The 13,343-nt window shown below is 70.9% G+C and carries 12 protein-coding genes; 6 read left to right on the forward strand and 6 right to left on the reverse strand.

Annotation, left to right across the window (positions count from 1 at the left end):
* Positions 1-116 precede the first annotated feature (116 nt).
* The 5 genes from QOL88_RS07085 (at position 117) to QOL88_RS07105 (ending at position 4,807) form a co-directional block, all read left to right on the forward strand.
* Complete coding sequence (locus tag QOL88_RS07085; RefSeq protein ID WP_097215604.1) at positions 117-704, forward strand: pyridoxamine 5'-phosphate oxidase family protein; 588 nt, start codon at positions 117-119, stop codon at positions 702-704.
* A gap of 3 nt (positions 705-707) precedes the next feature.
* Positions 708-1,406 (forward strand): L,D-transpeptidase family protein, encoded by a 699-nt coding sequence (locus QOL88_RS07090; RefSeq protein WP_097215605.1) that lies wholly within the window; start codon positions 708-710, stop codon positions 1,404-1,406.
* A gap of 127 nt (positions 1,407-1,533) precedes the next feature.
* Positions 1,534-2,916 (forward strand): ferredoxin reductase family protein, encoded by a 1,383-nt coding sequence (locus tag QOL88_RS07095; RefSeq protein ID WP_179878791.1) that lies wholly within the window; start codon positions 1,534-1,536, stop codon positions 2,914-2,916.
* A gap of 39 nt (positions 2,917-2,955) precedes the next feature.
* Positions 2,956-4,011, forward strand: a complete 1,056-nt coding sequence (locus tag QOL88_RS07100) for an FMN-binding protein (RefSeq protein ID WP_097215606.1) — start codon at positions 2,956-2,958, stop codon at positions 4,009-4,011.
* Positions 4,004-4,807, forward strand: coding sequence for an FAD:protein FMN transferase (locus QOL88_RS07105; RefSeq protein ID WP_257027595.1), 804 nt, complete (start codon positions 4,004-4,006; stop codon positions 4,805-4,807). The genes QOL88_RS07100 and QOL88_RS07105 overlap by 8 nt, the downstream gene beginning before the upstream one ends.
* A 237-nt stretch (positions 4,808-5,044) precedes the next feature.
* Here QOL88_RS07105 and QOL88_RS07110 read toward each other — a convergent pair whose 3' ends face one another.
* Genes QOL88_RS07110 through argC form a run of 5 tightly spaced genes read right to left on the reverse strand, consistent with a single transcriptional unit; the run spans position 5,045 to position 9,887 of the window.
* Positions 5,045-5,596: an arginine repressor gene (locus QOL88_RS07110; protein ID WP_097215607.1), complete on the reverse strand. Its 552-nt coding sequence runs from the start codon at positions 5,594-5,596 to the stop codon at positions 5,045-5,047.
* A 7-nt stretch (positions 5,597-5,603) separates the two neighbouring features.
* Positions 5,604-6,803 (reverse strand): acetylornithine transaminase, encoded by a 1,200-nt coding sequence (locus QOL88_RS07115; protein WP_097215608.1) that lies wholly within the window; start codon positions 6,801-6,803, stop codon positions 5,604-5,606.
* Positions 6,800-7,714, reverse strand: coding sequence for an acetylglutamate kinase (gene argB, locus QOL88_RS07120; RefSeq protein WP_097215609.1), 915 nt, complete (start codon positions 7,712-7,714; stop codon positions 6,800-6,802). The genes QOL88_RS07115 and argB overlap by 4 nt, the downstream gene beginning before the upstream one ends.
* Entirely contained in the window at positions 7,711-8,862 is a 1,152-nt protein-coding gene (gene argJ / locus QOL88_RS07125) for a bifunctional glutamate N-acetyltransferase/amino-acid acetyltransferase ArgJ (protein WP_097215610.1), read from the reverse strand. Before argJ ends, argB begins: the two co-directional genes overlap by 4 nt.
* Positions 8,859-9,887: an N-acetyl-gamma-glutamyl-phosphate reductase gene (gene argC / locus QOL88_RS07130; protein WP_097215611.1), complete on the reverse strand. Its 1,029-nt coding sequence runs from the start codon at positions 9,885-9,887 to the stop codon at positions 8,859-8,861. The genes argJ and argC overlap by 4 nt, the downstream gene beginning before the upstream one ends.
* Before the next feature lie 172 nt (positions 9,888-10,059).
* On the opposite strand from argC, the gene QOL88_RS07135 reads away from it, so the two are divergent.
* Positions 10,060-10,737 (forward strand): DUF6215 domain-containing protein, encoded by a 678-nt coding sequence (locus QOL88_RS07135; protein WP_097215612.1) that lies wholly within the window; start codon positions 10,060-10,062, stop codon positions 10,735-10,737.
* Between the two features lie 62 nt (positions 10,738-10,799).
* Here QOL88_RS07135 and QOL88_RS07140 read toward each other — a convergent pair whose 3' ends face one another.
* Positions 10,800-13,286, reverse strand: a complete 2,487-nt coding sequence (locus QOL88_RS07140) for an alpha-L-arabinofuranosidase family protein (RefSeq protein WP_097215613.1) — start codon at positions 13,284-13,286, stop codon at positions 10,800-10,802.
* Between the last annotated feature and the right edge of the window lie 57 nt (positions 13,287-13,343).

Below are 13,343 nucleotides of genomic sequence, written 5' to 3' on the forward strand. Positions count from 1 at the left end.
CGTGTGAGCGCCGGCCGGGGCGGCCACTCAGACGCCTGCCCGCGGGGTCCGGCAGAGGTGACCGGGCCCCGCAATTCCTTAGACAGTCAAAAGACTTACGGCAATAATCGTTCGACATGGGAAAGACTTACGAGCGCATAGACGGCCGGCTCCGCACCTTCATCGAGGCGCAGCCGGTCTTCTTCACCGCCACCGCACCTCTGGCCGCCGACGGCACGGTCAACCTCTCCCCCAAGGGCCTGACGGGCTCCTTCGTGGTGCTCGACGAGCTCACGGTGGCCTACCTCGACTTCGCCGGTTCCAACGCCGAGACCATCGCCCATCTGCGGGAGAACGGGCGCATCACCCTGATGTGGTGCGCCTTCCAGGGGCCGCCGAACATCGTCCGCGTGCACGGCAGGGGTGAGCCGGTCTTCCGTGACGACCCCCGCTTCGGGGAACTGCTCGCGCGCTTCCCCGGCATCGACCCGACACCACACGGCCTGCGGGCGATCATCGTGGTCACCGCCGAACTCGTCCGCGACACCTGCGGCTACGGGGTGCCGTTCATGGGGTACGAGGAGGACCGGGATCTGCACGGCAAGCGTTTCGCCCGCGAGGACGACGCGTCGCTGAGCGCCTACTTCACCAAGAAGGAGCACATCGCCACCAGCCTGGACGGACTACCCGGGCTGCCGCTGCCGCTGCCTCCCTCTACCGTCTGAGGCATGCGCCCCGGTGCCGCCGCCCTCGCCCTCTCCGCCCTGGTCGTGCTCGGCTCCGCGCCGCCCGCGCCCGCGCCGCCGCTGCCGGCCCGGATGGCGGACACCGGCGGCGGCACCCAGCTGATCACCGCGGTGGCCCCGGAGCGGGCCTCGACGACGGGCACCGTGACGTGGTGGAACCGGGAGGCCGGACGCTGGGTCAAGAAGGGTTCGGCGCCCGCCCGGTTCGGGGCGAAGGGCCTCGCCGCCGGCGCCTCGCGCAAGCAGGGGACGAACACCACGCCCACCGGCCTCTACGGTCTGCCGTACGCTTTCGGCATCGAGGCGGCGCCGGCCGGGACGGCCTACCCCTACCGCCGGGTGCACCGGGACTCCTGGTGGTGCCAGGACAACGACTCCCGCTCCTACAACCGCTGGACCGAGCCGCGGGCGGCCGACTGCCGGGCCGCCGAGTCCGAGCACCTGATCACGTATCGCGCGCAGTACGCGCACGCGCTCGTCATCGGCTTCAACTACGAGCGTCCCGTGCGGGGGCGGGGCGCGGGCATCTTCCTCCACGTGAACGGGCGCGGGGCGACGGCCGGTTGTGTCTCCGTCTCCGAGAACGCGATGCGGCGGATCCTGCGCTGGGCCGACCCCGCGCGGCGGCCGCACATCGCCGTGGGGACACGGAGCGGGAGCACCGCCGTCACCCGCCTCTGACGGACCGGCGACCACCTGAGTGTTACCGGCGGTCACTGCTGTTCGCACCCGACTCGGTACGCGGCTGAACACTCCCGTGCCGCGGCACGTATCTGTGGGCCAAGGGTCAAGTCCCCACGGAGGAACCGTGACCACCACGCTCGCAGGCGGACGCGCCGCCCGCCGCCAGACGATGCGCCGCATCCGCCCGCGCCGCTCCCCGGCCGTCCCGCTGCTGATCGCCCTCTGGGCCGGTGCCGCGGCCGTGCTGTGGTTGTGGTGGGACAACACACCGTCCCTCGCGGACGACACGAGCAAGATCCTGGCCGCGGGCCGGATCACCGGCCTGCTCGCCGGCTACCTCATGGCGCTGGTGGTGCTCCAGATGGCCCGGGTGCCCGCGCTGGAGCGCCGCGTGGGCACCGACCGGGTCGCGCGCTGGCACGCCATGACCGGCCGCTACACGCTCTGCCTGGTCCTCGCCCACGTCTTCCTCATCATGTGGGGCTACGCCCTCCAGGCGGGCAAGACACTCGGCGACATCGTCCAGCAGACGACCGACTCGATCAACCAGCTGCCGGACATGGGCAAGGCCGCCATCGGCACGGGTCTGCTGTTCCTCATCGGGATCCTGTCGATCGGCGGGGTCCGCCGCCTGATCGGCTACGACACCTGGTACCACGTGCACCTGCTCACCTACGCGGCGGTGTACCTGACGTTCTGGCACCAGATCACCACCGGCAACGAGTTCGCCGTCGAGCCCGCCGCGAAGACCTTCTGGTACGGGCTGTACGGCATGGTGACCGCGCTGGTCGTCTGGTACCGGATCCTCACCCCGATCCGGCTCAACCTGCGGCACCGCATGCGCGTCGAGGCGGTCATCGAGGAGACCCCGGGGATCGTGTCCGTGCTGATCAGCGGGCGCAAGCTGCACCGGATGGGCGCGGAGGCGGGGCACTTCTTCCGCTGGCGGTTCAAGGCGCCGGGCATGCGCTTCAGCTCCCACCCCTACTCCCTGTCGGCGGCGCCCCGCCCGGACATGCTGCGGATCACGGTCAAGGCGATCGGCGACCACACCTCCCGGCTGCGTGAGCTCGAGCCCGGCACCAAGGTGTGGGCCGAGGGCCCGTACGGCGCGATGACCGCGCAGCGCCGCAGCCGCGGCAAGGTGCTGCTGGTCGCGGGCGGGGTCGGCATCACCCCGATGCGGGCGCTGTTCGAGACGCTGCCGGGCGCGTCCGGCGACATCACCCTGCTCTACCGCGCCAACACGACCCAGGACCTGGCCCTGTGGGGCGAGCTCGCCAAGATCGCCGACGAGCGCGGCGCCCGGCTGATGTACGCGGTCAACAGCCCGGAGGGCGAACGCCCCGACATCTCGGCGGAGTCCCTCCAGCGCAAGATCCCGGACATCGACGACCACGACGTCTTCATGTGCGGGCCGCCCGGTTTCGCCCAGTCGGTCTACGAGGCACTGCGCGGCGCGGGCGTACCCGCCCGCCGTATCCATCACGAGTCGTTCGAGATGTGAGCGACGGGACACCAACAGCCCTTCAGGAGTTTGGGAAACATGAGGAAGTCTCACCCTGTCCGGCGTGCCGTGCTCGCCGGCGCAGCCACCGTCTCCGGGATCGTGCTGCTGCTGTCGCTGAAGCCGGCCTCCGACCCGGGCTCCGCCCAGGCGGCGGGGCAGGCGCCGCCCGCGGCGGCCGGGCAGGCCCCGCAGGGCGGCGTGAACGGCGCGGTCACCGGTGACGCGGCGCAGACGCAGTACGGCGCCGTGCAGGTCCGCCTGACGATGAGCAACGGCAAGATCACCCAGGCCGAGGCGGTCCAGGCGCCCAAGGGCGGCCGCAGCGACCAGATCACGGCCAGCTCGGTGCCGCGCCTCAACCAGGCCGTGGTCGCGGCGCAGGGCGCGGAGATCGACGCGGTCTCGGGCGCCACGTACACCAGCGCCGGCTACAAGAAGTCCCTCCAGTCCGCCCTGGACAAGGCGAAGGCGTCCGCCGGAGCGCAGCAGGGCTCGGGGGGCGCGCAGACACTGACCGGTGATGTCGCGCAGACGCAGTACGGGCCGGTCCAGGTGCGCGTGACCGTCGCGGGCGGGAAGATCACCAAGGCGGAGGCGGTCCAGGCGCCCAAGGGCGGCCGCAGCGACCAGATCACCGCGAGCTCGGTGCCCCGCCTCAACCAGGCGGCCGTGGCGGCCGGGAACGCGGACGTCGACGCGGTCTCGGGCGCGACGTACACCAGCGCCGGCTACAAGAAGTCCCTCCAGTCCGCCCTGGACAAGGCTCCGGCCGGGGGCGGTTCCTCCCAGGCCGCGGGCTCGGGAGGCGGCCAGGCCGCGACGCGGATCCTCACCGGCCGTGCGGCGCAGACGCAGTACGGGCCGGTCCAGGTGCGGGTGACCGTGACCGGCGGAAAGATCACCAAGGCGGAGGCGGTTCAGGCCCCCAAGGGCGGCCGCAGCGACCAGATCACCTCCTCGTCCGTCCCCCGCCTCAACCAGGCGGCCGTCGCGGCCGGGAACGCTCAGATCGACGCCGTGTCCGGTGCGACGTACACCAGCGCCGGCTACAAGCAGTCCCTCCAGTCGGCGCTGGACCAGGCCGGTGGCTGACACGGTGGCCGACTCCGCGCAGGCTCCCGCCGCGGTACGTCATGCCGAGGAGACTATGGGGACCGTCTTCTCCTTCGACATCCGCGGCGGGGAACCGGCCGCCGTGCGCGGGGCCCTCGACGAGGCCGTCGCCGGGCTGCACCGGGTCGACGAGGTGTTCAGCACGTACCGCGAGGACAGCCAGATCTCACGGCTCCAGCGCGGGGAGGTGACCGTCGCGGAGTGCGATCCCGAGGTCGCCGAGGTCCTGGAACTGGCCGCCGAGGCGGAGCATCTGAGCGAGGGCTGGTTCAGCACGTCGTACCAGGGCCGCCTCGACCCGACCGGCATCGTCAAGGGCTGGGCGGTCGAGCGGGCGGCACGGCTGCTGGCGGACGTGCCCGGGGTGTGCGGGGTGAGTCTCAACGGCGGCGGGGACGTGCAGTTGCTCGGGACGCCGGGCGGGCAGCGTCCGTGGCGCGTGGGGGTGGCCGACCCGTTGCGGCCTGGGGGTCTCGCGGCGGTCGTCTCCGCGGCGGGGGTGTCGGAACTGTCCGTGGCCACGTCCGGTACGGCGGAGCGGGGGGACCACATCGTCGATCCCCGGACGGGGCGTTCAGCCGTGACCGACCTGGTGTCCGTCACAGTGGTGGGCCCGCGGCTGACATGGGTGGACTGCTGGGCGACGGCGGCGTTCGCGATGGGCTCCCGGGAGGGGCTCGCGTGGCTGGAGTCCCTGCCGGGTGTAGAGGCGCTGCTGATCACAGCCGGCGACGAGGTGCGCTGCACCGGGGGGTTGGCAGCGAGGCTGGGGTGAGCTGTGGCTTGGGGCGTCCGCAACCCGGCGGAACGGGGTGCCGCTCTCCGTGGGACGGGCGTCGCCCCCAGCGGCACGCATGCCCGCAGCGGGGCCGGCCCAGGGGCGCGGGGAACTGCGCGATCAGCCACACACCACCCGCACACGGCCACCCGCGCAACCGCCAAGGCCCTCAGGGGCGCGGGGAACTGCGCGAACGGCCACAGCGCAGCCGCACACAGCCACCCGCGCTCACCCCTACGTCGCGTGGCCGTTCTGCGCCAACCTCAGCAGATGATCCGCCAGGGCCTGCCCACCCGTCGGGTCCCGGCTGATCAGCATCAGCGTGTCGTCACCCGCGATCGTCCCCAGGATGTCGTGCAGCTCGGCCTGATCGATGGCCGAGGCCAGGAACTGCGCTGCCCCCGGAGGGGTCCGGAGGACCACGAGGTTCGCCGAAGCCTCCGCGGAGATCAGCAGCTCCTGCGAGAGCCGCCGCATCCGCTCCTCCTTCGCCGACCCGCCCAGCGGAGCCCGGGGCGTACGGAACCCGCCCTCGCTGGGCACCGCGTAGATCAGATCGCCGTCGTCGTTGCGGATCTTCACCGCGTTCAGTTCGTCCAGGTCCCGGCTGAGCGTCGCCTGCGTGACGTTCAGCCCGTCGTCGGCGAGCAGCTTCGCCAGCTGGCTCTGCGAGCGGACCGGCTGCCGGTTGAGGATGTCCACGATCCGGCGGTGGCGGGCGGTGCGGGTCTGCGGCACGGCGGGCCCGTTCGCCCCCGGCTGCTCGTGGTCCTGCGCCTGGCTCATCGTCGTCTCATTCCCCGGATCGTCCGTCCCCGCTCACTGCCTGGAGGATGCCGGGCAGCGCCCCGAGAAGCGCGTCCACCTCGTCGTCGCCGAGGTTCAGCGGCGGCATCAGCCGGACGACGTCGGGGGCGGGCACGTTCACCAGGAATCCGGCCTCCTGAGCCGCCTGGCGCACCTGGGGCGCGAGCGGCTTCGTGAGCACGATACCCAGGAGAAGTCCCGTACCCCGGACGAAATCGATCAACGGATGGCCGAGGCCCTCGATTCCGTCCCGCAACCTTTCGCTCTGCCGCTTGACGTTCTCCAGCAACCCCTCGTTCTCGATGGTGTCGAGGACGGCGAGCCCGGCGGCGCAGGCGACGGGATTGCCGCCGAACGTCGTGCCGTGCTGGCCGGGCTGGAGCAGGTCGGCGGCCCGGCCGAAGGCGACGGTCGCGCCGAGCGGCAGTCCGCCGCCGAGCTGCTTGGCGAGGGTGACGACGTCGGGCAGGACACCCTCGTGGGCCTGGTACTCGAACCAGTGCCCGGTCCGGCCGATGCCGGTCTGCACCTCGTCGAGGACGAGCAGCGCCCCGGTCGCGGCGGTGATGGCCCGGGCGGCCTTGAGGTAGCCGGCGGGCGGGACGACGACGCCGAGCTCGCCCTGGATCGGCTCCAGGATGACGAGCGCGGTCTCGTCGGTGACCGCGGCGGCCAGCGCCTGCGCGTCGCCGAACGGCACGTGGGTGACCTCGCCCGGCAGCGGCAGGAACGGCTCGCGCTTGCCGGCCTGGCCGGTCATCGCCAGGGCGCCCATGGTGCGCCCGTGGAAGGCGCCCTCGGTGGCCACGACGTGGGTGCGCCCGGTCAGCCGGCCGATCTTGAAGGCGGCCTCGTTGGCCTCGGCGCCTGAGTTGCAGAAGAAGACCTTGCCGTCCCGGCCGAAGAGGCGCAGCAGCCGTTCGGCGAGGGCGACGGTGGGCTCGGCCATGAAGAAGTTGGAGATGTGGCCGAGGGAGCCGATCTGCCGGGTGACGGCCTCGACGACGGCCGGGTGGGCGTGGCCGAGGGCGTTGGTGGCGATGCCGCCGACGAAGTCGAGGTAGGAGGTGCCGTCGGCGTCAAAGACGCGGGTGCCCTCGCCGCGTGCCAGGGGCAGCAGCGGGGTGCCGTAGTTGTTCATGAGCGCGCCCTGCCACCGCTCGGCGTACTCCTGGTGGGCGGTCATACGGCTTCCCCCTGTTGCTCGTCGGGCACGACCATCGTGCCGATGCCCTCGTCGGTGAAGATCTCCAGCAGGATCGAGTGCTGGACCCGGCCGTCGATGACGCGGGCGGTGGTGACGCCGTTGCGTACGGCGTGCAGGCAGCCCTCCATCTTCGGCACCATGCCGGACGACAGGTCCGGCAGCAGCCGTTCCAGTTCGGCGGCGGTGAGGCGGCTGATCACCTCGTCGCTGTGCGGCCAGTCCTCGTAGAGGCCCTCGACGTCCGTGAGGACCATGAGGGTTTCGGCGCCCAGAGCAGCAGCGAGTGCCGCAGCCGCCGTATCAGCATTGACGTTGTAGACATGTCCGTCGTCCTGGGAGCGGGCGATCGAGGAGACGACCGGGATGCGGCCGTCGGCGAGCAGGGCCTCGATGGCGCCGGTGTCGATCGCGGTGATCTCGCCCACCCGCCCGATGTCGACCAGCTCGCCGTCGATCTCGGGCTGGTGCTTGGTGGCGGTGATGGTGTGCGCGTCCTCGCCGGTCAGGCCGACGGCGAGGGGGCCGTGCTGGTTGAGCAGCCCGACCAGTTCGCGCTGGACCTGCCCTGCCAGCACCATCCGTACGACGTCCATGGCGTCCTCGGTGGTCACCCTCAGGCCGGCCTTGAACTCGCTGACGATGCCGTGTTGATCGAGCGCCCGACTGATCTGCGGGCCGCCGCCGTGCACGACGACGGGCTTGAGGCCGGCGTGGTGCAGGAACACCACGTCCTGGGCGAACGCGGCCTTGAGGTCCTCGTCGATCATGGCGTTGCCGCCGAACTTGATGACGACCGTCTTGCCGTTGTGCCGGACCAGCCAGGGCAGGGCCTCGATGAGGATCTGCGCCTTGGGCAGGGCGGTGTGCTTGCGCGTGGCTCCACTGCTCATGACGAGTACGCGCTGTTCTCGTGGACGTAGTCCGCGGTGAGGTCGTTGGTCCAGATGGTGGCGGTCTCGGACCCGGCGGCGAGGTCGGCGACGATGTGCACCTCGCGGTAGCGCATGTCGACCTTGTCGCGGTCCTCTCCGACGCCGCCGTTCTTGCAGACCCAGACGCCGTTGATGGCGACGTTGAGCCGGTCGGGCTCGAAGGCGGCCTGCGTGGTGCCGATCGCGGAGAGCACGCGGCCCCAGTTGGGGTCCTCGCCGTGGAGGGCGCATTTGAGGAGGTTGTTGCGGGCGATGGAGCGGCCCACCTCGACGGCGTCGTCCTCGGTCGCGGCGTTGACCACCTCGACCTTGATGTCCTTGCTGGCGCCCTCGGCGTCCCGGATGAGCTGCTGGCCGAGGTCGTCGCAGACCTGCCGTACCGCCTCGGCGAACTCCTCGTACTCCGGGGTGACTTCGGCGGACCCGGAGGCGAGCAGCAGCACGGTGTCGTTGGTGGACATGCAGCCGTCGGAGTCGACCCGGTCGAAGGTCGTGCGGGTGGCCGCGCGCAGGGCCTGGTCGAGGACGTCGTTGTCCAGGGCCGCGTCGGTGGTGAGGACGACGAGCATGGTGGCGAGGCCGGGGGCGAGCATGCCCGCGCCCTTCGCCATGCCGCCGACGGTCCAGCCGTCCTTGGTGACGACGGACGTCTTGTGGACGGTGTCGGTGGTCTTGATGGCGATGGCGGCCTTCTCACCGCCGTGCTCGCTCAGGGATCCGGCGGCCGTCTCGATGCCCGGGAGCAGTTTGTCCATGGGGAGCAGGAGGCCGATGAGGCCGGTCGAGCAGACGGCCACCTCGATGGCGCCGCGGCCGAGGACCTCGGCGACCTTCTCGGCGGTCGCGTGCGCGTCCTGGAAGCCCTTGGGCCCCGTGCAGGCGTTGGCACCACCGGAGTTGAGGACGACGGCGGACACCTGGCCGCTCTTCAGCACCTGCTCGGACCACAGGACCGGCGCGGCCTTCACGCGGTTGGAGGTGAACACGCCCGCGGCGGCACGGCGGGGGCCGGTGTTGACCACGAGGGCCAGGTCGGGGTTGCCGTTCTCCTTGATCCCGGCGGCGATGCCCGCCGCCGTGAATCCCTTTGCTGCCGTCACACTCACGGCGCAACTCCGATCGTCGTCAGTCCGGTGGTCTCGTCGAGACCCAGGGCGATGTTCATGCTCTGGACGGCACCGCCCGCGGTGCCCTTGGTGAGGTTGTCGATGGCGCTGATCACGATGATCCGGCCGGCGTCCGCGTCGTACGCGACCTGCACCTGAACGGCGTTCGAACCGTAGACGGACGCCGTGGCGGGCCACTGACCCTCGGGGAGCAGGTGCACGAACGGCTCGTCGGCGAAGGCCTTCTCGTAGACGGCGCGCAGGGACTCGCCCGTGACTCCGTCGGCGGCCTTGGCGCTGCACGTGGCGAGGATGCCGCGGGGCATCGGCGCGAGGGTCGGTGTGAAGGACACGGACACCGTCTCCCCCGCCGCCGCGCTGAGGTTCTGGGTGATCTCGGGGGTGTGCCGGTGCCCGCCGCCGACGCCGTAGGGGGACATCGAGCCCATGACCTCACTGCCGAGCAGATGCGGCTTGGGCGCCTTGCCCGCGCCGGACGTGCCGGACGCGGCGACGATCACGGCCTCGGGTCCGGCCAGGCCCGCCGCGTACGCCGGGAAGAGGGCGAGGGAGACGGCGGTGGGGTAGCAACCGGGCACCGCGACGCGCTTGGACCCCTCCAGCGCGGCGCGGGCACCCGGCAGTTCGGGAAGGCCGTAGGGCCAGGCTCCGGCGTGCGGGGAGCCGTAGAACCGCTCCCAGGCGGCGGCGTCGGTCAGCCGGAAGTCGGCGCCCATGTCGACGACGAGCACGTCCGGGCCGAGCTGCTCGGCGACGGCGGCGGACTGCCCGTGCGGCAGCGCGAGGAAGACGACGTCATGGCCGGCGAGGATCTCCGGGGTGGTCTCCTGGAGCACTCGGCCGGCCAGGGGCAGCAGGTGCGGCTGGAGCGCACCGAGCTTCTGCCCCGCGTTGGAGTTGCCGGTCAGGGCGCCGACCTCGACCTCGGGGTGTGCCAGGAGCAGACGCAGCAGTTCTCCGCCCGCGTATCCACTCGCTCCGGCCACTGCCGCACGTACCGCCATGGAACCTCCTCCTAGAGGGCATGACTATACGTTTCGATGCACGTTTATGCAATCCCATGCGGAGGCGGCGCGGCCGTCGCGAGGGCACGCCCGGAAACCGGTTTTGTCCTGACCATGACGACAGGTTAGGGTCCGCGGGCACATTTCAGGGGATCACGGTGGGTGGGGGAACATGACCGGGGACATCGACGCGCCCATGAAGAGCGTGAACGCGTGGGGGCAGGCGCTCGCGGCGGTGGTACTGGTGGGGGCGCTCGGCGCCGGTTTCTGGGGGCTCGCGAAGACGTCGGCCGCGGAGAGCGAGCCGAAGCCGGCCGCCTGCTCCGACGGTGCCACCCCGGCCGCCAAGGGCAAGCACCTCTCCGGGGCGCAGTTGTGCGAGGCGCTGAACCGGTCCGACCTGGCCGCGCTGCTGGGCACGCCGACGGAGATCGCGAAGACCGCCTCCGGCAGCGACAGCTCCATCGGGAAGATCGCCACTCCGCAGGCCCAGGTCGAGTTCGAGACGTACACCGTGACACTCTCGGCGACCTACGACGGCCTGCCGGTGGCAGGGTCGGAGGCTCTCCTCGGACCCGACGCCCGCCCGCGCAAGACACTGGGCCGCCCGGGTGTCCTCTATTCGACCCGCACCATCAGCATCAGCTTCCGGCTCGACGGCGGGGACGCCGACAGCGGGCCCGGCGTTCCGGCCCGGGCCCTGACCGTGGCCCGGGACAGCAAGGACCGTGGCGGCTCCCTCGACGTCACCCTGTGGCGCGCGGACGGAGTGGTACCGGACGACGCGGTGCTGCTGCGCGTCGCCGAGAAGGTGTTGCCGACGGTCCCTGGTTGGAAGTCCGGCGCGTGACACTCCCGCGATGACGGCGCTGTGCGGCCGCCGCCCGGGGACGGCGGCCGCACAGCGGGATATCACCTCTGCTTGATCCTCAGGAACGTCACGGAGTTCGCGGGGAAGGTGTAGGTGAACTTCTTCGCCACACCCCGGAACGTGGACGTCACCGGCGTCACCGGGGTGTCCGTCTCGGTGTTCACGGCCGTCTCGTCGGCGGCCAGCGTGGTGACACGGGCCGTGGAGGCGACCTTGGCGCCACCGAGGTCGACGGCCGTACGGGCCTCGGCCGACTGGGCGTTGACGACCTTGACGACCAGGTCCCCGGTCCGGGCGTCCTTGGTGACGACCTGGCGGAACGGCTCGGCCGGCTTGTCGTCCTTGAAGCTGCCCCACTCCTTGCCGTCGAGGAACAGGGTGACCTGGCGGCCGCGCACCTTGATGTCGATGTCGTAGGCCCGGCCCGTCTCGATCGACCCGGCCTTCGTCATCAGGGTGCCCTTGCCGCCGTCCACGGCCTGCTCGATCGCGGACTGGGTGTTGTTCCAGCCGCCCAGGTTCCACCAGTAGTAGTTGCCGGTGTCCTTGACGCCGAAGGCGACGAGGAAGCCCTCCTTGCCGGACTTCTTGGTGGCCTTCACATGCAGGTCGTAGTCCTTCCAGGCCGGGTCGCCCGCCGTGACCATGGTGTTCTCGGCGGCGGTGTCGGTCTGGACGTAGGCCCCGTCCTGGATGCTCCAGCTGCCGGTGCCGGCGTGCTTCCACTTCGAGGCGTCACCGGAGAAGTCGTCGCCGAACAGGGTCGAGCCGTCGGCGGAGGTGACCTTTACGTCGTCGTACGCGGCGCTGGTCGCCCACGTCGACAGGCCGACGGCGCCGGTGATGGGACCGCTGACGTCCGGGGTCCCGGTGGCCTTGGAGGGGACCACGCGGTCGCCGACGTTGTTCATGAACAGCTTCTGGACCTCGTAGTTGGCCGAGTTCCAGGAGGCCCGGTTGTTGAACCAGATCATGTCCGGCCGCCACTGGACGTAGTCCTCGTTGGCGAGCAGCGGGGCGTACGAGGCGAGCTTGACGACGTCCGCGTTGCGCTCCAGGCCGGTCATGAAGGCGGCTTCGGAGAGGCCGTTCTTCCAGGCGTTGCCCTGGGAGGCGTACTCGCCGAGGAAGACCTTGGGACCGTTGCGGTCGTAGGAGTCGTAGCGGTCGTTGTTCTGCAGGAACCAGTTCGGGCTGTTGTAGTAGTGCTCGTCGACCATGTCGACCTTGGCCTCGCGGTTGAGCTGCCAGGCGGTGTCGAAGGTCGAGCCGGCGTCGTCCGGGCCCGAGTTGGAGATGACGGTGATGTCCGGGTACTTCGCCTCGATGGCGGCCCGGAAGTGCTGGAAGCGGGCGAAGAACTCCTTGGGGAGGTTCTCCTCGTTGCCCACCTCGATGTGGGTCAGGTGGAAGGGCTTGGGGTGGCCCATCCGCGCGCGGACCTTGCCCCAGGTGGAGGTCGCCGGGCCGTTGGCGAACTCGATGAGGTCGAGGGTGTCCTGGATGTGCCGCTTGAGCAGCGCCTCGTTGTCGGTGGCCTTGTTCTGGCCGCAGCCGGTCACCAGGGCGGGGACGACGGGCAGCGGCATGGCGCCGATGTCCTCGGAGAAGCGGAAGTACTCGTAGTACCCGAGGCCGTAGCTCTGGTTGTAGCCCCAGAAGTTGGCGTTGGTGGCACGCTCCTCGACCGGGCCTACGGTGTCCTTCCACTGGTAGCTGCGCTTGCGCTGCCAGTTCGAGGCCGCGCTGTAGTCCTCCATGGAGCCGGTGTTGACCAGGCAGCCGCCGGGGAAGCGCACGAAGCCCGGCTTCAGGGCCGCGATCTTCTCGGCGAGGTCCTTGCGCAGGCCGTTCGGCTGGTTCTTGTACGTCTCGCGCGGGAACAGCGACACCTCGTCGAGCGCGGCGGCGTCCGCCGAGGCGACGGCGAGCCGGCCGCGGTTGCTCGTGCGGGTCGCCGTGAAGGTGGCCTTGTACTTGGCCCAGCCGCCCTTCACGGCGACCTGGCGGGCGGTGGCCAGGCTGCCCGCGGCGTCCTTCAGCGAGACGGTGAGCGTACTGCCGCTCGCGGCGCGGGCCCACACGGAGAAGTCGTAGCGCTTGCCCTGCTCGACCCTGATGCCGGTGTTGTAGCCGGAGTTCGTGACGGACGAACCGGCGCCCAGGGAGAGGTAGTTGCGGTTGCGTTCGTTGAGCCGTCCGGAGTCGTCGACGACCTGGGCCGTGCCGCCCGCCGACCAGGAGGTCAGGGGCGTGTAGGAGCCGTTGTCGGCGGTGGAGTACTCGAAGGATCGGTTCTGCACGAGCTCGGCGTACAGACCGCCGTCGGCGGCCCGGTTGATGTCCTCGAAGAAGACGCCGTACATCGTGTCGTCGATCTTCGCGCCCTGGGCGGACGGGTCGACGGTGATCGCGTAGTCGGGGGCGTCCTCGGCGTGCGCGGGGGCCGGTACGAGGGCTGTCGCCGTCAGGAGGGCGGTGGTCGTGAGACCCAGTCTCCATCGGGGGCGGGCGGCGGTGCGTGGCATGGATACTCCGCGGCTCTCTGGTAGAGGAGTGTTCGAAATATCAGACATTGGTCAGCA

Source organism: Streptomyces sp. Ag82_O1-12 (genome assembly GCF_900182715.1).
GTDB classification, from domain to species: domain Bacteria; phylum Actinomycetota; class Actinomycetes; order Streptomycetales; family Streptomycetaceae; genus Streptomyces; species Streptomyces massasporeus.